Origin of the sequence: Liquorilactobacillus sp. (assembly GCF_047719775.1) — a bacterium.
GTDB lineage: Bacteria > Bacillota > Bacilli > Lactobacillales > Lactobacillaceae > Liquorilactobacillus.
The window spans coordinates 1-19,935 of sequence record NZ_JBDNTS010000014.1 but is presented as its reverse complement, the minus strand read 5'-3'; the positions used below and the strand labels follow the sequence as shown (position 1 = coordinate 19,935).

Below are 19,935 nucleotides of genomic sequence, written 5' to 3'. Positions count from 1 at the left end.
TCACTCCTCTTATCAATAATCATAACTGACTTGATAATAAATTATACCTGCGTGCATTCTGAACGTAATTCATATTTTCAATTATACTATCAAGTGCCATTGGCGAATACCTAATTTGAATTATTATTTTCAGATGCTAACAGCTTACAAGATATATTTTCCAACACTTTTGAGTGCACGTAATCGCTTTTTCTCTGTCTGATCCTCCGCATTAAAATAAATAATTTTAAAATCTTTTAATCCTAGTTTGCCAAATACTCCTCTCTTCAACATATTACCTAGAGGATTGCGATAATGTAACTTGTAAATAATATTTGGTGTACCGATTACTGCCAGAACGCGAATTTTAGTTTTTAAATTAAGAATTTGTCGCTGACCAGCTATCTTTTCTACCTGTCCTTTGCAAAATACTTTGTCGATAAAGCCCTTTAACATTGCAGGCATGACTTCCCACCAAACAGGAAAAATAAAAATTATTTCATCTGCTTTTTTTAGACGCAATAAATAATTTTGACTTTCTATATCGACATACTTCTTAGTTCGCCAACTAATTAATCCTTCTTTAGTAATAACCGGATTATACTTATCTGCTTGGAGATCAATTACATCAACTGTATGATGCTGGGCTTTCAAAGAAGCAATGGCATTTTCAGCAAGTCCCGCAGAGTACGATCTCTTGTGGAAAATATTTTGACTTGATTCTAAAGTATATGGATGATCGAGTACCAGAGCTACATGCATATTAAATCCCTTCTTTACATTTTTATATTCCGTGGAATATAATGAATAATAACAGCTATCAAACAAACTGTCAATTTATATTCGGAGGAATATATATATGCAAAAATTAAACCCATTATTACACCAACTTGATCAGGAACTTCATCGTTATCTTGCTTTTGATAACACAAAAAAAGTTCATGAACATTTATTAGAATATGATGAAGAATCTGTAAGCGACATTATCCCTAAGATTTCCGTGACCGATTTAGACATTATTAGTCGTATTGCAAATTATCACGAAATCAGAATTAAGGAATTAGTAGACACTGTTTATTTTCCTCAAGGAACTGTCTCGAAAATAGTTAATCGTTTAGTAAAGAAAGAATTAATAAGAAAGTATCATCGTAGTGATAATAAAAAAGACGTTTATTTGAAATTAACCGCAAATGGTCAAATCATTGCGAAACTTCATGAAAAATATCATGAAAAAGAAAACACAAAATTAAACGAACTGGGAACCAACTTTAGTAATTCAGATTTGCAGAAATTAACTGAAATTCTTAGAAAAATCAACGAGCTCCGAGAAAACTAGCCTGTAGTTCGCTAAAAATATATATATCTAATTGAAAAAATAGGTAACACAACTATTGAACAACTTTGGCTGATCAATTGGTAAGTTATGTCCTGCATTTTCTAAAACCAACAAGTTGCAGTTCTTAAAATTCATAGCCATTTCTGCTTGTTCTTTGAAACCAACAATTTGATCATGTTTACCTAACAACAAGAAAACAGGAATCTCTGAGTTCCAGTTTCTAAGTTCCAATTCATTTTTAAATTGATAGTGACTAAAATTATCAGCTTGCAGCCTTTCAATAAAGTTAAAATTACAGTTTCTAAGCCCAGGAATAACCTCATCTGTATACTTATACCATGAGATTTCATTGATAACTACATTCATTTTCAAAAAATCTTCTGTGTATCTATTACTTTGAATTTTAAAGTTTGTCTTTTGGATATTAATATGAGTTTCAACAATCCTTTTATTTGAATTTGCAGTCACAACTGGACATGTTAGAAACAATCCTTTTACACGTCTGGGATAACTATGAGCTATTCCCAAACTTAAATACCCACCGTAAGAGTGCCCACAAAGATAGAATTTATCAATTCTAATTGAATCAAGAAATCTTATAATTAAATCTATTAGATGATCACTAGATGGTTGTGGTTCGAAAAAAGATTGACTTTCTCCCATCCCAGGAAGGTCAATATAGATACGTTGATATTTTTTTCCACTGAATGCAGGTTCGTACTGCCGATTCATAGAATTAAGATCTAAGCACAGACCATGAAGAAAAACAACTGGCTCACCTGTACCTACTATCTCATAATGAATTAAAATATCATTGATTAGTTGCTGCATAAAGCACCTCCATTTTAGCTTGTTGTTAAAATATTTATAAATTAATCCATGGATGCTTAAAGCAAAATCATCACTTGCAAGTTATACCAATCTTACTAAGAAAGAGTTGTTTAGAAATTAACAGTTTTTATAGCCATTCTTTCTTCAATTTGAAATAACTCCCCCTAATTGAACCTGCCAGCTTTGAACGTTGGTGCGCAAAGTTGAATTTACCTTGTAATTCAACTGGGACTTCCATATCTTCACACAACTTTAATCCAACTGCTCTCTTAGGTTTAGTCCCTTGTTTCTCATAAAGCACATTGATAATCATTCCGTTTTGATAAATGAAATCCGGCCAATATATATTATCATTTTCATAAACTGCGACTTCTAAAATAGGTGAATTAAATTCTAAGTTTCTTTCTTCTTTTAAAATTTTATTTAACCATTCAATTTCTTTTGTCTTTTCATTTGCTGGATATGCAATATATTCGAATTTGTACTTATTCCAAAAGTAACGAGCTTCATTAGCACGAAGCCCAGCCAACGAAGCAGCAACAGGTGAATTTTCCAAACCCTTTATTTGAATATTTTTAAAATCTACTTTATACATCATATTTCTCCCTTCTATAATAAACTTGCCTATTCTCCCTGTGTTTTATCCTGTTTTCTTGGAAAACTTTCTCTTAAAATATATTGTCCAATCAACGATACAATCTGTCTATTTTGCGGTAAATCCGAATGTGCAGTGTTTGCGCCAGTAACAGTGATTTCAGTAAAATTCTTGATTTCGTCTTGAAAAATATACTTAGCAAAGTTAACACTGTTATATGGAACGGTTCCATCACTATTATAATTTTCAGTTCCAGCAATCGAATACATGACTAAAGACGCTGGTAATCCAGCACGATAAGCATACAATTCTTTAAACATCGCCGTCTTATATGTAGTACTCTTCTCTTCCATATTATAAGGGCTAGCAATTGTCATTAACTTATCAACTCTGACAGATGGTGTTTTCTTGAGATATTTTTCAAGGAATAAAGTTAGTATCAACCCACCATTAGAATGTCCAAGAGCTGAAAAATGATTAAAATGATAGGTCTGTACCAATTGTTTAAAAGCAGCACTTAACCAAACTGCTTGTTTATCAATGTTGACTTTACCGTCTTTATTATTCTCAAAGCTGACAACAATAAAAGGTTGGTTATCATTACGACGGATTGTACCAGTAGTAGTGATTCTACCATCCTTTTTAACAACCAGCTTCAATACGCTATGATCTTGCGGAGCTTCATGGCCCAACTCAGTTATTAAGCTATCAAAACGATTTTTAGTTGCACTCGACCCCGGAACCATTATAATCGGTGCCATCTGAGTTTTACCAGAATTTCTTAAGCGTGCAATATTACTGTGATTCCAGTTATACGCCGGAATACATATTGCTAGCAACACCAGTATAGCAAGTCCTCCAAAAAACCACTTAGTTTTCATCATCTGCTCCTTCCTTGCGTACACCTTCAAAGTGGTCATGTAATAAAACAAACGGTAGATAAAGTACAATTGCAACCATGAGATTCAGTATGCTAATCAAAAATGCTTGCCATGTTCCCCCTGTACCAAGCCATCCAGCCAAAAATCCAGGAGTTGTTTCACTAACGGGATATACTGAGGGCGGCATAAAATTAAGTTTTAGTGCAATCCAAGTAATCAGCACACTAACTGCCGGTGTACATAGAAAAGGAATAATTAACAATGGATTATACAATAGTGCAGTTCCCATAAAAAGTGATTGATTAATATTGAAAATACTTGGAAAAAGACCAGTCTTCCCGATTGTTAGTAAGTCTTTATTACGTGAACGCCAGACTACTACGATCAAAAGTGACAGTGCCATTCCAGGGCCACCAATATTAGCAAAGCTGTCAACTAAAGTGTGAATCGACATCTGATTTGGTGCACCCCAAGAAGATCCATGCTGAATTGCATACTCTAAATTCTGCACCATACTGCTAGAACTAGCATTATTAAAATCAAAATAGCCAATTAATCCCAATAGCCAAAGACAATTATTTATAATTATCGATAAAATAGCAGAGCCTAGAATCCAACTGTATCCCGTAAATGAAAACTGTAAGGGACTGGATAACAAGCCATTAGCCCCAATTTTGACCAGTAAACTTACAATACAGCTAAGCAGACCAAAAAAAACAAAAGTTATCAGAATTGGCATAATCGACTTTTGTGTTTGGATTGTCAGTGTGGCCCTTTGTTCAATAAGTCCACGTCTATGTTTATTCATTGCCGCAAATTGATTGAAGATCCATCCAGTTGTTAAACCGACAATTATGGCAATAAAGGCTCCACTATAGCCTAGGTTTCCTTCCAGAAAACGACTGGCCCCATAGTAGTGTTGTGTATGTCCCAAAATACTTCGATTAAAATTCACCATCATAAAGGAAAAAGCTGCAGTCAGACCGGCAGCCAATTGATTATCAGAAGATTTTCGCACAGTTATTTTAGCTACTAAAAATGTTAATGCAATGGAAATTACACCATTTATACTCAAATCCAATATTGTAAAGTACCTGGAAAATATTCTAAAACCTGGAAGCCATTGACTGATATGGTAGATATTATTCAAAAATCCATGTTTATGAAAAATAGCATCGCTTAGCAATTCAACATATATCCCTACTAAAACAAATGGAAACAAAACTGTAACGGCCTCACGTATGATTAGAAGATAATGCCTTCGTGCCACAATGTTATCGATTTTGAACAAAAAGTTAGTGCGACGTCTATTCATCGTATTCCCTCTTTACTAAGTTGTTTAAAGATTAACACTGCTTAATTATAACCCTAGTGCTCTTCATAACGAACTCCTTTTAAGGGATAATCAAAATTAAGATTTGATTAAGCGTAACAAATGTAGGAAGGAGGTCAGATTAAAATTTAATTTTAACCCACCCTCCTTCAATATAAAGCTCAAAATATCTGTGTTTTTAATAATACAAACCGACAATTGTTCCTGTCAGAATTGAAGCAAGAGTCGCTCCTAACAAAAGTTTCAATGAGAACTTTGCAACGTAGCTGCCCTGCTTTTGACTGATAGCTTTAATCGAACCGGTTGCAATCCCAATAGTCCCAAAGTTAGCAAAAGAAACCAGATATGAAGAAATAATGGCATCTGCCTTAGTTGATAAGTGTGCGGTCATCCCTTGCAAATCACCCATCGCAACAAATTCATTAGTTAATAACTTAGTCGCCATTAGACTACCAACTTTGATAACATCCCTATTCGGAACGCCCATTAGCCATGCAATTGGCGAGAAGATATATCCCAAGATAGTGGTAAACGAAATATGAATTATGGCTAAGAATGAATTATTTAAAAAAGTAATCAAAGCTACAAATCCTATCAGCATTGCTCCAACCGTGACTGCCAGCTTAAAGCCATCAGTAATATAAGTACTCAAAACTTCAAAGAACGGCTGGTCATTAACTGAAGCAATTTTGATTGTCTCATCTTCATCAGCATCGTATGGATTTATGATACAGGAAACAATTAATGCTGATAAAATATTCAAGAAAACTGCAACCACAACAAATTTTCCAGGAACCATCTTCATATAAGAAGCAATTAACGATGCAGATACTGCACTCATTGCAGAAGCACAAATTGTATAAAGCCTCTTTGAGTTAAGTTTGGGAATTTGTTCTTTAACAGTCAAGTAGACTTCGGGTTGTCCTAAAATCGCTGTTGAAACAGCAAAATAACTCTCCAATTCGCCAACATGTGTAATCTTGTTAAGCGCCCAGCCCGACCACTTAATTATAAAAGGCAGCACCTTGATATAATTAAGAATTCCAATCAAAGCAGAAATAAAGACGATTGGCATTAAAACATTTAAGAAGAAAACACTACTGCCAGACTTAACCACTACTCCTCCAAAGACAAAATCAACTCCTCCAGCAGCTTGCGTCATTAACCAATTAAAAAATGCTGAAACTTCAGATAAAATTTTAATACCACCTGCAGTGTGTAGTGATAGAAAAGAAATTATAATTTGCAATGAAAACAAAACCGCTATTTTTTTGTACTTTACATTCTTTCGGTCACTACTTGCGACCCAACTAACTAAAAATACAAAAAGCAAACCAGTAATTAAAAACAGAAAATTCATTTCAACCTCCAACAATATTGACAGAAATTTTAATTGCAATTTCTGTTTATTTTAGTGAGTGTAATGGTTGATTTCCAAAACACACCAATGAACATTTTAACATAAAGATGCACAAAGAAATGACTAATCTCATTATGCGGTTGAGTCAGAAAATTAAATTTTGGTCTATCTTTTTTATTTATTTCGAATAAACGTGTTTCATTTGACTTTGTCAGCAATAAAGATTTAGTTAATCTTTATTGCTCCAATGTAGTTCATGCTTTATAATTTTAATAAGGATGGATTATCTTAATATTAGGGGGACATGTTTATGAACAAAAGTTATTTTTTTAATATATTAGGCGGAGTTTCTTTATTGTCAGCACTGGCTTTGTCTTTTTTTAAGGAACCAGCATTAAACTTTTCAGTCACTTCCACTTCAATGAGCATCGATGGTTCATTCTCTTTCTTATTTATTTTAATCGGAATAATTCTTTTTGGATATGGAATATCATTGAGAAAAAATCATAAAATTCACGGTAAATAAATTTTCAACACAATAACAGCCTTCAAATATTCAGACTAGCGCAAGGTAATTTGCGGTGGCCTTTTTCATACATATAATTTTCCCCAATAATTACACTGCAATTAATTTAATATTGAAAAAATGAAAGTCTTAATAATTTAGAGTACAATAGTAAGAGACTTATATTGTTTTCGAATCGGGGGAGAAACTGTGTCGACTTTTTATCATTTAAAACAACAACGCAGTAATATATATATAGTTTGTCTAGCACTTTTTTTATTTCTAATGACGATTCAGCTTAGTTACTTTGTACCCAAAATAGTAACTATGAATCAGATTTTTTTATTAACAAAAATCATAGCGTTAGTTGTTGGCTTTAAATTCTTTATACTGGATGATTTGGAATTTAAAAATAAATTAATTACTCTAGGTATCTTAATTGTTTTCTATCTAACAACAAGAATCTCACATGATTCCAACATTTTTTATTATTCCTTTTTTATAATTGGTGCATATGACGTTGATTTTGAAAAAATTCTTAAAACTTATCTTGGAATTGAAGTTTTCTGCGTATTTATAATCATCACAGCTTGCATTTTTAAAATTATTCCTGAACAAATCATTACACGACTTGATAATAAATACGTTTTACGCTTATCATTAGGCTTTTTAACACCTACTGATTTTGCTGCCCGTATTTTCTATTTGCTGACTGCTTACTACGCATGGCGCAAACTACAGCTTAAGTTAGTTGAACACCTACTTAGCTTAGGCTTAATTGGGATCGTTTTTGTACTTACGAATGCCCGACTGGACTTTGTGTTGCTGCTGTTACTTTGGTTAATTGGCCTTAAAAATGAATGGTTCAAATATCTGATTGATACAATTAAATTTCGTGGGATCGCAATTTTTGTGAGTCTTTATATCTCTATTAATATTCTATTAGCTTACACATACAATCCATATTGGGCTTGGTCCCAGACATTAAATCACCTATTGTCAAACCGCTTGTTTTTTGGTTTCATTGCACTAAAGCAACATGGTGTCTCATTATTTGGTAAACATCTAATTGAAATTAGTAATGGAACTATTCAGCCACAACCACCCGCAAATTATTTTTACGTCGATTCCTCATACATTCGTCTCTTAGTAATTTCGGGAGCTTTGCTATCTTTTTTTGTCTTACTACTTACTTTTTACTTATTGAACAAGCTATACAAGTTGAATTCATATGGCCTGCTGGCCTTTTTGTTGCTAGCAATCATTAGTTCAGCCATTGATCAACATTTAGTTGAAGCCTCCTATAATATTGTTTTAACTGCTACATTTGCATATGTAACGTCTGAAGAAAATTATTCAAAAACCAACTCAGAATTTAACCTTTGATTTAGCTTTTCATTTCATCTCTTTTCTATTAGATTTTAATAAAAAAACTAAATTACAAATATCGATATCTTTCGATGAATTTGCAATTCAGTTTAGTTTGAAAAATTAGTCTATAAGAACGCATAGTCTTAGATTTTTGATTCCAGCCGATAACCCTAAAACCAACAATGGTATGTACAGCCCGTCTAACCCGATTATTTGTAAAGAACTTGCCACTAGAGGGTAAGACTCTAAGAACAGGCAGAGAATACATGCCACCATACTAATTAACTGAGTCCCAACAAACAATTTTACAAAGTGCAATTGGTTATCAAATAGCAATAGTAAAATTAGTAAACAATTAGCAATAAATAATGCACTGCAACCAACTAGTGAACCAAAGGCATGCAATCCACTATGCCAATTTGCAAAATAACTTCCAGAATAGTCAAACAACGCAGAGAAAAAGCAATCACCGATGCCATAAATAATTACAAGAACCGCAAATAATTTAGCGTATTTATTACTAATAGGCTTTAAATATTGATAATAAAAAGGAATACCCAAGACAAATAATATCCCATCAATAAATTCCCAGTGCTTAAAAAGATTTCTAGTAGGCATCCCTGGAGCACCAAAATCACTCAATAAAGCAACATGTCGATTGGTAGTAAATACTCCTAAAATTGCGGGCAAACTGATTTCTCTGCAAATAACAATGATCATTAGGATGAAGCTAAAGTTAATATATAGTTGTACACTTTTCTTAATCATTTTCTACACTCATTTGAATTTTAGATTACTTCTTATTCTAACTATTTTCTATAAATGTGTCTAATTAATATTAATTTAATATTAATTTTCAGTTAGTCAACGCTATTTGTGCCTCCCATTACGTTCCCGCAATCTTTGATTAACACTATTCACACTCACGGATAACTTTAATTTCACTATAAACCAAATAATTAAATAGATTCCGACAAAATTTAAGAAAAAGCTGATAAATGATTGCCAAATTGGCCATTCATTTATCCAAATCATCAGCATTACCAAGCTAAAGGTACCTAGAAAGTGAACAAATAATGTTACCAGATATGGCCATTCAACCACATCAAAAATCAAAGATAGTATTCCAATCAGACCGCTTATCACTAAGACACTCAAAACATTAAAGGTTGTAGCCTTGGGTTCCACGCCAAAAGCGATAAATAAAAGATAGACCGTTGCACCAAAACCCACTCCAATTAAAAAAGAATTCAATAAATCCTTAAATCTTTTTAGCATACACACCACCTCTTATCCTCATAATCCCAGATGTCTCTCAAGCTCCACCAAAAATTTACGACTGACATTTGTACGCAAATTCTTCTCTAATCGTGCAGTCATAGCCCCCGCAAAACTGTCTTCAAGCGCAATCAAATAATCAATGTTAATCACTGCATGTTTTGACACTTGAACAAATGTTCCTCCATGAAGCTTTTGCATGAACTTATACAGCCTTTCTTGTAAAACATACTGATCTGTAATTGTTTCAATTGTTAATGTATCTTTTTGTACATCAACCAAAATAATATCTTCAATCTTAACAATTATGATGCGGTCAGCTGTTTTAACTGGTACTATTTTGCTTGATTCTTGATTGGCTCGTTTAATATACTCCATCAATGTTCTTGTTTCATTATTTTGTCTGCTTGCTTTTACAACAACATCAATTTCGTCTCGCAGTGTATTATCTTGTTCAAATCGAACCCTCATATAAAGTCACTCCATACTAAATCTTCGTTTTCTTTGATAGTAAGTGTTAATAATAACAATCACTGCTAACAGCCCAATGATAACACCAATAACGATTGCTATATTCTGACTAAGTGATGTCAGATGACCATTCAAAGTAATTCCAACACCCAACTCTTTCTTTAAGTTATCTAAGATATTCATATTAACATTTTTAAGTATATCATGCATTAACAGCTGGCGATAGATAGATGCAACATAAGCACCAGGTGTTAATTTCACAAGATTTTGTGCGAATTCTGGCAATACACCTACAGGAATATATGTCCCCACCAAAAATCCTGACATTGCGCCAACAATTGATGAAAATTTACCAACTGTATCAACACTACGCATGAAAAAGACTAGTACAAAATTAAGCAATGCGGCTGAAAATGAAGATAGAAGTGAAACAATAAATAGTTGCAGACTGATTGACCATTGAATTTGAGTCCCATCAATTTTGTTGAAATAAAAAATCATTACAAGGTAGAGTAACCCTTGAAGTACAGTTCCAATAATTGTTGCAGATAAAATATAACTAATCTGAATTTTCAGGCGACTCAAACCCGTCAGAATTAAGTCTTCATACACATGACGTTCTGCATCAGATGACATTCTGGATAACGCACTTAGTGTTGTTGTAATCCCTGTCACAGCTAATGTGCCTCCGATTACCCAAAGATCGAGCATTCTTGCAGGATGTTGCAGTTGTTTCCATGAATCAAGCATGTTTGCCTTCAAGAATATAACAAACAGCACGAATGAAATTAATGCTCCCAAAAGTGAGAAAAAAACTCCAGCACGATTGCGGAAAAATAATTTTAAGTTTCTTTGAATAAGTGATAGCATCTTACTGCAACTCCTTTCCAGTTAAATTCATGAATGCATCATTAAGTGTCCCCTTATGGTACTCAAAATGATTAATTGATTTTTGATGGGCATGCAAGAAATCAATTGCATCTTGCACAGAAATATCAATCATACGATACAGATTTGGCCCTAATTCTTGGAAATCAATGGATAAAGTAATGTCTTCATTTGTTTCGATTTCCAAATAATTTGCAGTATTTTCAGCAATAATTGCCTGCGCGGAACCTTTTGCAATTACTTTGCCATGATTAACTATATAAACAAGACTAGCGTCCTCAGCCTCTTCTAAATAATGAGTCGTCAAAAAAATTGTTAGTTCTTGTTTTTCTCGTAAGTCACTCAATAATTGCCAGATTGCAGATCTTGTTTGAATATCTAATCCAGTTGTCGGTTCATCTAAAAATAAGAAATCTGGATTATTCAATAATGCTCGTGCAATATCGACTCTTCTTCTCTGACCTCCCGACAAGTTTCCGTAACGCTCATTAATAAAACTCGTCAAGCCCAGCAGCTTAGAAAACTTATCGATATTTTTAACTGATTCTTTATCCTGCATTTTCGCACGTAAAGTCAGATTTTCATTAACGGTTAATTCTTCATCAAGAATGCTGTTTTGAAAAACAACGCCTATCTTAGGTTTCCTTCTTTGACCGTTATCATCAAAATATTCAATTCTTCCTGAAGTTGGTTGCAAGATTCCAATCAACATTGAGATTGTTGTCGACTTTCCAGCACCATTATGTCCCAAAAATGCGACTAGTGAACGTGCAGGAACTTCTATACTAAGGTTATTAACTGCCGCTTTTTGACCATACTTTTTAGTTAAATTATTTGTAATCATTTTCATCATCTTCACACTCCTATTTTTGCTTACCTGAAGTGTAGCAAATGTCTAAAGAGAATTACCGGGATTGCAGATAAGAAGCAAATTCATGAACATAAGAGGTACATACTTAAGCATGAAATAATTAATATACTAACAAAATAAAATTCTAGCTTTATACAAAACGTATGTTCGATAGATTATTATCATTATTCTTAAGCGTCCAGAAAGTAAAAAAATAAAATGAAAACTGTTATTTATGAGACTTGAACAATAATAGAAAATAGCAACTTTTTAATTTTAAGATTAGCTTTACGCAGTAATTTTGAGAAATCACGGATTGTTTTAGAGTTATTAAAATAATCATAGAACCACTAGTCAAAATCTTTGCTTGCAACAATATCTATTCCAAAATTATTTCTAAAAACATTGAAAGATGCAAAATGTTTTAAGATTTCGACTTCATTCAGAGTCATAATCTGCTAATAGGAGATAACGGTCAAAAATATTTCAATTATTTTGTGTTACCAAATAACTAACAATTGTTTCTTACTATCCAAGTGCAAGCTGAAGCTACATCCTTTGTTTCAATTATATTATCTAAGTGATAATCATTTCGAACTTCCTTTCTTCCCGTTGCTACGTGAATACCTAAGATATTTTCTTTCGTAGCTAATTGCATATCAGATTTATAACTATCTCCAATAATTATCGCTGATTCATTGGAAAAATTATATTTTTTATGAGCTTGCGTAATCAAACCATTCTTAGGTTTACGACATTCACAGTTTTCAAATTCAATATGAGGACAAACAAAAACGTCATCAAATCCAAGCTCCACCATTGATTTTTTAAATTTCTCATAATCTATATCACCGGAATTAATATGTGTTTGATTTGTTAAACAATAGACAGCAATTTTTGATTTTTTTAATTTTCTAATTGCTTCATCAAAACCAGTATAAGGTTTAAAATCTTCAATCATCTTAAAATGTCCATCTCCACCAACAGTTCCGTCTCTATCAATAAATACAGTTGTGATTGTCATTTTTAACCTTCTTTTTAAAATTTTTTTAAAAAAAGAAACTTTATTCAGAAAACTTTACTATAAGTACTTTTACTTTAACATAATCTCGTAATGATATATTCATCTGATTATCTTAGTTTTTGCATAAATTGACAGAAAATGGAGCTGGGTCAAAAGTTAAAATTTGACCCAGCTCTCTATTTATTCCGTATAAATGCGTTCCATAAGTCAAAATTCTCCGCCAACTTCGAATTACTCATATCAAATATCAAATTAGCACTCAAATTCCCCCGGCTTTGTACTGCCTTCTTTTTTACTTTACAATTCATATACATTAAAAATTCTACTACATCTACTATTAGTGACATACATAATAGATGACTTTTTATTCCTGATTTTATCACTAACTATAAAATCAATTAACTTCACTCTAATTTAGTCCCCTTTGTCTCCTTACCCAATATTATAATTGCTAAAACAGCAACCATTATTGCTACACAAAAGATAGTAAAAATAATCGTAAATGAATATTGTCTAGTTAACATTTCACCAACCATTAACGGTCCTAAAATTCCACCTAATCTTCCGACACCTGCTGCAATTCCTGTACCAGAAGCACGTATTTTTGTAGGATATTGTTCTGGTGAGTACGCATATAATGCTCCCCAAGCTCCAAGATTAAAAAAGGACAACAATATTCCAAAAGATAATAGTGAAAATAAGTTTGAGGCACTCCCAAATCCTAATGCGCTAATTGCTGTACCGATCAGAAAAGTTGTTAAAACCCATTTACGCCCCCACTTTTCAATCAACCAAGCTGCAACAAAATATCCTGGTAGCTGAGCTAATGTCATAATTAATGTATATCCAAAACTATGCATTAACCCATATCCTTTCAATATAACTACACTTGGTAACCACAAAAATATTCCATAATAAGAAAAAACAACCATAAACCATACAATCCAGAGCATAATTGTTGTCTTATAATAACGAGAATTCCACAAATTAAGTAAATTTTCTTTTAACGACGGCCTCTTTATCGATTTTTCATTCCAAGCAATCGTACTTTCCTTTAACCCATACCTCAAATACAGCGCATAAAACGCCGGTAATGCAGAAATTAAGAGTGCGGTTCTCCAACCCCAAGAAGGAATAATAAAGTATGAAATAATTGCCGCAATAATCCAACCACCAGCCCAAAAGCTTTCTAATAAAACAACAATTCTCCCTCTAGACTTAGCTGGGACATTTTCAGAAACTAAGGTCGAAGCAACGGGAAGTTCCCCACCCAGTCCCGCACCAACAAAAAAGCGAAGAATCAAAAAAAGAATATAAGTGGTTGTAAATGCAGAAATCCCCGTAGCTATCGAAAACAATAACAGTGTTATTATTAAGATATCTTTTCTTCCAAAACGATCAGCTAATATACCAAAAAGAATTGCGCCCATCGCCATTCCGATGGAACTAACACTTCCAATCCAACCCATTTGCGCTTCGTTCAAATTCCATTCTGATTTTAATGCTGCTATGATGAAAGAAAGCATTCCAACATCCATTGCATCAAATAACCATGCCATTCCAGTAGTCAATAATAATTTATTAGTCTCATTTCCTTTTTTTAACATCCTTAACTCTCCCCTATTATAAATATATGTAAAGACACCCCTAACATAAAAGTAATTATGTCTTGTTTATAGGTGTCTTGTCAATATAATTCGTAGAAAAAATTTAATTTCTCATTAATATCATGTATTGGTACGTTCCAATATATAATTAAGTTGAACTTTAAATTGATTTAAGTTATTATAAACATATGAACAAGATGATTAACTACAATCTCAAGGAGGTAGCTATATAATGACTCAAGATTACTCATCACCTGAATATTTGAAATTGGTTGATGCCTTTTGGCGTGCTGCTAATTATGTCTCTGTTGGTCAATTGTACTTAAAAGGCAATCCTTTACTCGATCGTCCGTTAACCGCTGACGATGTAAAGGTAAAACCCATTGGACACTGGGGTACGATTGCTGGGCAAAACTTCATCTATGCCCACTTAAATCGTGTCATCAATAAATATGATTTAAACATGTTTTACGTTGAGGGTCCTGGACATGGCGGTCAAGTCATGGTTTCAAATGCCTATTTGGATGGCAGCTATACAGAAACTTACCCACAAATCACACAGGATGCTGCTGGAATGAAGAAACTCTTCAAACAATTTTCATTTCCTGGTGGGGTTGCTTCACATGCGGCACCAGAGACTCCAGGTTCAATTCATGAAGGCGGAGAATTAGGGTATTCGCTATCTCACTCAGTTGGTGCTATTTTTGATAATCCCGACTTGATCGTTGCTGCAGTTGTTGGTGATGGTGAGGCTGAGACAGGGCCACTTGCAACATCTTGGCAATCTAACAAGTTTATCAATCCCATCAACGATGGTGCAGTCTTACCTATTCTTGACTTGAATGGCTTTAAGATTTCAAATCCAACAATTCTTTCGCGTCAATCTAATGAACAATTGCAAGAATACTTCCATGGGATGGGATGGGAACCAATCCTTGTCGAAGGAGATGATCCTACAAAACTGCATCCTGCAATGGCGGCAGCTTTGGACAAAGCAATCGAAAGTATCCATACAATTCAAAAAAATGCACGTGAAAACAATGACGCTACACTTCCAAGCTGGCCAATGATTATTTTCCGCGCACCAAAGGGATGGACTGGCCCTAAGGAATGGGATGGTGAACCAATTGAAAAATCATTCCGTGCACATCAGATTCCAATTCCTGTAGATCAAAATGATATGCAGCATGCAGATAAATTAATTGCATGGCTCAAAAGTTACCATCCAGAAGAATTGTTTGAAAAAAATGGGCAATTAAAGAAAGAAATTGCTGCGATTGCTCCCACCGGAAAACATCGTATGGGAGCAAATCCTCATACAAATCCCGGCAGCTTAATCAAAGATTTAATCCTGCCTGACTTCCGTGACTATGCAATTGATACTGAGAAACAAGGACAAAAAGTCGCACAGGATATGACAGTATTAGGTAAATATCTACGAGATATCATTAAGTTAAATGCGCAAAATCAAAACTTTAGAATTTTTGGACCTGATGAGACATTGTCGAACCGCCTTTCACCAATTTTTGAAGCTACAAATCGTCAATGGCTTGAAAATATCAATGAACCTTTTGACCAGTTCTTAGCTCCAAATGGTCGTGTAATTGATTCACAATTATCAGAACATCAAGATGAAGGCTGGTTAGAAGGTTATGCACTAACAGGTCGACATGGTTTGTTTGTTAGTTACGAAGCATTCTTGCGGGTTGTTGATTCCATGCTTGCACAACATTTCAAATGGTTGCGCAAAGCCAAAGAACAAACTTGGCGCAGTGAGATTCCTTCACTAAACGTGATTGCATCTTCAACAGTCTTCCAGCAAGATCATAATGGTTATACGCATCAGGACCCAGGTATTTTAGGGCATTTAGCTGATAAAAAGCCGGAATTTATTCGTGAATATCTACCAGCCGATGCTAATAGTTTATTGGCTGTAATGGCTCACGTATTGAATGACCGCGAAAAGATTAACCTGATTGTTTCTTCAAAACACCCACGCCAACAATTCTATTCCGCAGCTGAAGCAAAAGAATTGGTTGATAATGGATTGAAAATTATCGACTGGGCTTCAACTGATGAAAATACTAAACCTGATTTAGTAATTGCTGCAGCGGGAACCGAACCAAATTTGGAAAGTCTTGCAGCGATTTCAATTTTGCATGAAGCTATTCCTGAATTAAAGATTCGCTTTATTAATGTGGTTGACTTGTTAAAACTCCGCAGCCAAAGATTAGATCCTCGTGGCTTAAGCGATTCAGAATTTGACGCATACTTTACCAAAGATAGTCCGATAATCTTCGCTTTCCACGGTTATGAAGGATTGATTCGTGACTTATTCTTTGATCGTCATAATCATAATCTCTTCGTGCACGGTTACCGTGAAAATGGTGATATCACCACACCATTTGATATGCGTGTTCTTAACCAAATGGATCGCTTTGATCTTGCTAAATCAGCTGTATTGAGCCTACCAGATTCTGAAAAATATGGACAATTTGTTGCTAAAATGGATAGTATTATTGCTAAACATCATCAATTCATTCGTGATGAGGGTATTGATTTACCTGAAGTTGAAAATTGGACATGGAAACCAATTAACTAATAATTTATCTTAATTCAAAAAAACACTGACAATTTTTTGTCGGTGTTTTTTTGTAGTGTTATACAACTTCAAAACTTTTTAAATACGCTGTTATCTTATCTCTAACTTGCGCATGCTTTTTAGAATCATAAGAATAAGCTTTGTCACTCCAATGATCTGCACTATATAACCATACTGGCTTTTTCAATCTTTCAGATTTTTCTGTACTGTATCTTGGAAAGACATGTGCATGTAAAAAATTGTCAGTGTTTCCTAAAATATCGTAATTGATTCTTGCTGCATTTGTTGCGTGCATTACAGCATCACCTAGAATGCTCATGTCCCTCAAAAAGAATGTTCGCTCGTCTAAATCTAAATCATTAAGAGCGTTAACCTCCTTCTTAGGCAACAACACTGAGTATCCTTCAAGAAATTGTGTATCTCCAAACACAGCTATTCCGCCCTCTAATTCGGCCATTACCATCGGGTTAGTTCCTGCAAGAGCTGATCCTATTCGATCTTCAAACCATTGCTTTGTCAAAAATATCACATCCTTCAAAATTCTATTAAAATGCTCTTCTGTGCTTTAAGAATGCATTATTAATGTGCTCAAATTTGATTTTAGGATAATAATTCATTGCCGATTCAGCAGCTAATAGAACTAAGGAAACATCAGGTCCAATTTGATTTCTTAATTCCTCAACCAACTGCTTCCCGATTCCTTGTCTTTGATATTTTTTGTCAACTGCTAAATCAGAGAGATAGCAAGCATAGCTAAAATCTGTGATGGCTCTTGCAATCCCTACTAACTCATGCTTGTCATTCCACGCCGTCCAGATAATCGAAGCATTTTTAAGCATTTTTTCCAGTCTAGGTAAGTCTCCAACCGGTCGATGAATCCCTGAATTCGTGAACAATGCTGCCAATTGTTGCGCAGTTATCCCTTTGCTATTTGAATAAGTAATCATGTTTAAGACTTCCTTTCCCTCAGAAATTATTTTTTATTGAATTTTCGTTTGAGCCATCCTTTAAACTTTAAGAATGTCAAATATTGTTTACGGGAATTTTCGATACGACGATAGCGTACTCGGTTTTTCTTATAAAAATCTTGATGATAATTCTCTGCAGGCCAAAACTTTTCAGCCTTGCGAATCGGTACTATTATTGGCTTGGTATATTTTCTTGATTGTTCAAGTTTTCTTTTTGAATCAGTCGCAATTTCTCTTTGTTCTTTATTTTTAACAAAGATTATCGGTTGGTAATTAGCGCCACGATCATTAATTTGTCCACCATCATCAGTCGGATCAATCAATTGCCAATACAACTCTAGTAATGTTTCATAACTAATAAGTTTTTTTTCATAGATAATCTCAACTGCCTCGACATGTCCAGAAGTTCCCCGACTGACCATCTCATAAGTTGGGTTCTCAACCTGACCGCCAGTATATCCTGAAATCACTGCAATAATCCCTGGTCTTGTTTCAAATGGTTCAACCATACACCAAAAGCAGCCGCCTGCAAAAATTGCACGTTCAACATCTGGCCCATCATTTTCAAAATGTTTTGCCAAGTCAAAAGGTTCAATCTCTTGATTTTTTCCAGAAAGCTTTGCATAGAAATCTGCTACATCGGGTGTCAAATTATTCCTTGCTGCAAGTGGTCGCAAACGATATTCAAGTTCTGAAAATGCCTGTTCATTATTTGTTCCGTTCTCAATCTCTGATTTGCACTTAAGTAGTTGCTCTCGTTCCCACTCTCTTGTAGCTGTATTTAGCACCAAGTTATAGATTTCATCTAAAGTTATATTGGCTCGCTTCATTTTTCTACCAACCTTCGCCTGAATTTGAAAGTATCATAGCATACTTTTATAACTCGACCCAACATGTTAGTTTTATGTTATTAGTTCAGCTGCCAGCTTTAAAATCATCTGCTCATTATTATCATTTATTATGATATCAGAAGCATTAAGACAGTCTTTTTCCCGCCACCAACTTTTTAGTTGCTCAGTTGAAAAAGGAACTTCCTTTTTATTATTATTTTTGATGGTTTGTTCAAAGGATATGTCTAAATAGAAGACTAACGCTCTTCTTTCAAATTCATTAACTGCTTCTTTAAGCATCTCTGAATAGACATCTTTTCTTAGAATTCCTTCAAGAATTGTGACCTCATAATTTTGTTTTCCAAATTCAATCATTTTCATCATTAATTCGATTGAAATATTCCCAACGTGATCATCTGAATGCAAAATATCTCTTCGAATAATATCTTGTTGAATCAGAAGACTTCGTTTGATTCCATAATAATTTTGAATTTTCTTTGCTAAAGATGTTTTACCACAACCAGAATTACCACGAATAATGATTAAAATCGGTTCACCCAAAGAATCATCTCTTTCAAAGGTTGTATTATGCAAACTATAATTTTAAACATTCACTATGCTACTGCTTAAAGTTTTGCTATATGCAATTAATCATTCAAATTATATCGTAACTTCATTTTTTCAGACCCTGCTATCACCATTTCACCCAGTAACTTAGTTTGTAATTTTAAAGCCTCATCTGCAAACTTTTGATTAGCTTCTTCAAGATATTTATCGCTGTTATTTCCTTTATCATTGAAATTCTTATCGATATCATTTTGAATCTTATGATAATTACTCATAGCTTCTAATTCATAACTATTGCGCATATCCACGTAAAAATCATAATCTGTATCTCCTAAAAGTGCTGTTGTACAACTTAACCAGTACATATTATTCAGATTAAATGTCCCATCTGCATCTTTAAAGCTTGCAGGTGTATCATTAACCTTTGCATAAAATGGTACGACTGTATTAAAGGTGTTTGCTCCAAAAGCTAACCAATGTACGCCAGCTAGTTCAGCAGGAACATCATTTCTAATTTGCAAAATATGTACATTATGATTTCGATTGATTCCAATGGGTCTAAATAACGTCTTTTCCTCGTCTGTCCCTGAACCATAAACATCATATTGGTCCCCTGTCAATAAAATAGACAATTTAAATAGAGACTTTTTTGTCCTATG

General features: G+C 34.0%; 22 protein-coding genes. 4 read left to right on the top strand and 18 right to left on the bottom strand.

What is annotated here, in order from left to right; translation table 11 throughout:
- Positions 1–144: 144 nt before the first annotated feature.
- Positions 145–741, bottom strand: coding sequence for an NAD(P)H-dependent oxidoreductase (locus tag ABF682_RS08305; protein ID WP_415601340.1), 597 nt, complete (start codon positions 739–741; stop codon positions 145–147).
- Positions 742–838: 97 nt separating this feature from the next.
- Between ABF682_RS08305 and ABF682_RS08300 the strand changes: the two genes are divergently transcribed.
- Positions 839–1,315 (top strand): MarR family winged helix-turn-helix transcriptional regulator, encoded by a 477-nt coding sequence (locus ABF682_RS08300; RefSeq protein ID WP_415619494.1) that lies wholly within the window; start codon positions 839–841, stop codon positions 1,313–1,315.
- Positions 1,316–1,342: 27 nt separating this feature from the next.
- Here ABF682_RS08300 and ABF682_RS08295 read toward each other — a convergent pair whose 3' ends face one another.
- The 5 genes from ABF682_RS08295 to ABF682_RS08275 all read right to left on the bottom strand — a co-directional run bounded on the left by ABF682_RS08295 (position 1,343) and on the right by ABF682_RS08275 (position 6,315).
- Positions 1,343–2,146: an alpha/beta fold hydrolase gene (locus ABF682_RS08295; protein WP_289976688.1), complete on the bottom strand. Its 804-nt coding sequence runs from the start codon at positions 2,144–2,146 to the stop codon at positions 1,343–1,345.
- A 127-nt stretch (positions 2,147–2,273) separates the two neighbouring features.
- Positions 2,274–2,744 (bottom strand): phage tail protein, encoded by a 471-nt coding sequence (locus tag ABF682_RS08290; protein WP_289976685.1) that lies wholly within the window; start codon positions 2,742–2,744, stop codon positions 2,274–2,276.
- 26 nt (positions 2,745–2,770) lie between these two features.
- On the bottom strand, positions 2,771–3,622 hold the full coding sequence (locus ABF682_RS08285) for an alpha/beta hydrolase (RefSeq protein ID WP_415619535.1): 852 nt from the start codon (positions 3,620–3,622) through the stop codon (positions 2,771–2,773).
- The gene (locus ABF682_RS08280) at positions 3,612–4,937 is read right to left on the bottom strand and encodes a PTS transporter subunit EIIC (protein WP_415619493.1); all 1,326 of its coding nucleotides are present in this window, start codon (positions 4,935–4,937) and stop codon (positions 3,612–3,614) included. Before ABF682_RS08280 ends, ABF682_RS08285 begins: the two co-directional genes overlap by 11 nt.
- Positions 4,938–5,133: 196 nt before the next feature.
- The gene (locus tag ABF682_RS08275; protein WP_415619492.1) at positions 5,134–6,315 is read right to left on the bottom strand and encodes a NupC/NupG family nucleoside CNT transporter; all 1,182 of its coding nucleotides are present in this window, start codon (positions 6,313–6,315) and stop codon (positions 5,134–5,136) included.
- Positions 6,316–6,625: 310 nt separating this feature from the next.
- On the opposite strand from ABF682_RS08275, the gene ABF682_RS08270 reads away from it, so the two are divergent.
- Positions 6,626–6,841, top strand: a complete 216-nt coding sequence (locus ABF682_RS08270; RefSeq protein ID WP_415619491.1) for a hypothetical protein — start codon at positions 6,626–6,628, stop codon at positions 6,839–6,841.
- Between the two features lie 189 nt (positions 6,842–7,030).
- Positions 7,031–8,206 carry a hypothetical protein gene (locus ABF682_RS08265; RefSeq protein ID WP_289976679.1) on the top strand — a complete coding sequence of 392 codons (1,176 nt, stop codon included), beginning with the start codon at positions 7,031–7,033 and terminating at the stop codon, positions 8,204–8,206.
- Positions 8,207–8,311: 105 nt separating this feature from the next.
- On the opposite strand, the gene ABF682_RS08260 is transcribed toward ABF682_RS08265, so the two are convergent.
- The 7 genes from ABF682_RS08260 to ABF682_RS08230 form a co-directional block, all read right to left on the bottom strand.
- Positions 8,312–8,959, bottom strand: a complete 648-nt coding sequence (locus ABF682_RS08260; RefSeq protein ID WP_415619490.1) for a hypothetical protein — start codon at positions 8,957–8,959, stop codon at positions 8,312–8,314.
- A 102-nt stretch (positions 8,960–9,061) separates the two neighbouring features.
- Positions 9,062–9,469, bottom strand: coding sequence for a DUF3021 domain-containing protein (locus tag ABF682_RS08255; RefSeq protein WP_289976676.1), 408 nt, complete (start codon positions 9,467–9,469; stop codon positions 9,062–9,064).
- 18 nt (positions 9,470–9,487) lie between these two features.
- Positions 9,488–9,940 (bottom strand): LytTR family DNA-binding domain-containing protein, encoded by a 453-nt coding sequence (locus ABF682_RS08250; RefSeq protein WP_415619489.1) that lies wholly within the window; start codon positions 9,938–9,940, stop codon positions 9,488–9,490.
- Positions 9,941–9,946: 6 nt separating this feature from the next.
- Positions 9,947–10,810: an ABC transporter permease gene (locus tag ABF682_RS08245; RefSeq protein ID WP_415619488.1), complete on the bottom strand. Its 864-nt coding sequence runs from the start codon at positions 10,808–10,810 to the stop codon at positions 9,947–9,949.
- A 1-nt stretch (position 10,811) separates the two neighbouring features.
- Entirely contained in the window at positions 10,812–11,678 is an 867-nt protein-coding gene (locus ABF682_RS08240; protein ID WP_415619534.1) for an ABC transporter ATP-binding protein, read from the bottom strand.
- 511 nt (positions 11,679–12,189) lie between these two features.
- The gene (locus ABF682_RS08235; RefSeq protein WP_415619487.1) at positions 12,190–12,702 is read right to left on the bottom strand and encodes an HAD-IIIA family hydrolase; all 513 of its coding nucleotides are present in this window, start codon (positions 12,700–12,702) and stop codon (positions 12,190–12,192) included.
- 404 nt (positions 12,703–13,106) lie between these two features.
- The gene (locus tag ABF682_RS08230; RefSeq protein WP_415619486.1) at positions 13,107–14,309 is read right to left on the bottom strand and encodes an MFS transporter; all 1,203 of its coding nucleotides are present in this window, start codon (positions 14,307–14,309) and stop codon (positions 13,107–13,109) included.
- A 232-nt stretch (positions 14,310–14,541) separates the two neighbouring features.
- On the opposite strand from ABF682_RS08230, the gene ABF682_RS08225 reads away from it, so the two are divergent.
- Entirely contained in the window at positions 14,542–16,911 is a 2,370-nt protein-coding gene (locus ABF682_RS08225; protein ID WP_415619485.1) for a phosphoketolase, read from the top strand.
- A gap of 58 nt (positions 16,912–16,969) precedes the next feature.
- Here ABF682_RS08225 and ABF682_RS08220 read toward each other — a convergent pair whose 3' ends face one another.
- The 5 genes from ABF682_RS08220 to ABF682_RS08200 all read right to left on the bottom strand — a co-directional run.
- Positions 16,970–17,374, bottom strand: a complete 405-nt coding sequence (locus ABF682_RS08220; RefSeq protein ID WP_289978657.1) for an HIT family protein — start codon at positions 17,372–17,374, stop codon at positions 16,970–16,972.
- Between the two features lie 82 nt (positions 17,375–17,456).
- Entirely contained in the window at positions 17,457–17,858 is a 402-nt protein-coding gene (locus ABF682_RS08215; protein ID WP_289978623.1) for a GNAT family N-acetyltransferase, read from the bottom strand.
- A 26-nt stretch (positions 17,859–17,884) separates the two neighbouring features.
- Positions 17,885–18,709 carry a peptide-methionine (S)-S-oxide reductase MsrA gene (gene msrA / locus ABF682_RS08210; RefSeq protein WP_289978622.1) on the bottom strand — a complete coding sequence of 275 codons (825 nt, stop codon included), beginning with the start codon at positions 18,707–18,709 and terminating at the stop codon, positions 17,885–17,887.
- 72 nt (positions 18,710–18,781) lie between these two features.
- Entirely contained in the window at positions 18,782–19,270 is a 489-nt protein-coding gene (locus ABF682_RS08205; protein WP_289978620.1) for a hypothetical protein, read from the bottom strand.
- A gap of 86 nt (positions 19,271–19,356) precedes the next feature.
- Positions 19,357–19,935 (bottom strand): C69 family dipeptidase (locus ABF682_RS08200; protein ID WP_415619484.1); only part of this gene is annotated, 579 nt, incomplete at its 5' end.

What these genes read in the sequence shown, in the direction of transcription:
- ABF682_RS08305 (WP_415601340.1), bottom strand. Translation starts at nt 741, where the DNA reads ATGCATGTAGCTCTGGTACTCGATCATCCATATACTTTAGAATCAAGT.
- ABF682_RS08300 (WP_415619494.1), top strand. Translation starts at nt 839, where the DNA reads ATGCAAAAATTAAACCCATTATTACACCAACTTGATCAGGAACTTCAT.
- ABF682_RS08295 (WP_289976688.1), bottom strand. Translation starts at nt 2,146, where the DNA reads ATGCAGCAACTAATCAATGATATTTTAATTCATTATGAGATAGTAGGT.
- ABF682_RS08290 (WP_289976685.1), bottom strand. Translation starts at nt 2,744, where the DNA reads ATGATGTATAAAGTAGATTTTAAAAATATTCAAATAAAGGGTTTGGAA.
- ABF682_RS08285 (WP_415619535.1), bottom strand. Translation starts at nt 3,622, where the DNA reads ATGAAAACTAAGTGGTTTTTTGGAGGACTTGCTATACTGGTGTTGCTA.
- ABF682_RS08280 (WP_415619493.1), bottom strand. Translation starts at nt 4,937, where the DNA reads ATGAATAGACGTCGCACTAACTTTTTGTTCAAAATCGATAACATTGTG.
- ABF682_RS08275 (WP_415619492.1), bottom strand. Translation starts at nt 6,315, where the DNA reads ATGAATTTTCTGTTTTTAATTACTGGTTTGCTTTTTGTATTTTTAGTT.
- ABF682_RS08270 (WP_415619491.1), top strand. Translation starts at nt 6,626, where the DNA reads ATGAACAAAAGTTATTTTTTTAATATATTAGGCGGAGTTTCTTTATTG.
- ABF682_RS08260 (WP_415619490.1), bottom strand. Translation starts at nt 8,959, where the DNA reads ATGATTAAGAAAAGTGTACAACTATATATTAACTTTAGCTTCATCCTA.
- ABF682_RS08255 (WP_289976676.1), bottom strand. Translation starts at nt 9,469, where the DNA reads ATGCTAAAAAGATTTAAGGATTTATTGAATTCTTTTTTAATTGGAGTG.
- ABF682_RS08250 (WP_415619489.1), bottom strand. Translation starts at nt 9,940, where the DNA reads ATGAGGGTTCGATTTGAACAAGATAATACACTGCGAGACGAAATTGAT.
- ABF682_RS08245 (WP_415619488.1), bottom strand. Translation starts at nt 10,810, where the DNA reads ATGCTATCACTTATTCAAAGAAACTTAAAATTATTTTTCCGCAATCGT.
- ABF682_RS08240 (WP_415619534.1), bottom strand. Translation starts at nt 11,678, where the DNA reads ATGAAAATGATTACAAATAATTTAACTAAAAAGTATGGTCAAAAAGCG.
- ABF682_RS08235 (WP_415619487.1), bottom strand. Translation starts at nt 12,702, where the DNA reads ATGACAATCACAACTGTATTTATTGATAGAGACGGAACTGTTGGTGGA.
- ABF682_RS08230 (WP_415619486.1), bottom strand. Translation starts at nt 14,309, where the DNA reads ATGTTAAAAAAAGGAAATGAGACTAATAAATTATTATTGACTACTGGA.
- ABF682_RS08225 (WP_415619485.1), top strand. Translation starts at nt 14,542, where the DNA reads ATGACTCAAGATTACTCATCACCTGAATATTTGAAATTGGTTGATGCC.
- ABF682_RS08220 (WP_289978657.1), bottom strand. Translation starts at nt 17,374, where the DNA reads ATGGTAATGGCCGAATTAGAGGGCGGAATAGCTGTGTTTGGAGATACA.
- ABF682_RS08215 (WP_289978623.1), bottom strand. Translation starts at nt 17,858, where the DNA reads ATGATTACTTATTCAAATAGCAAAGGGATAACTGCGCAACAATTGGCA.
- msrA (WP_289978622.1), bottom strand. Translation starts at nt 18,709, where the DNA reads ATGAAGCGAGCCAATATAACTTTAGATGAAATCTATAACTTGGTGCTA.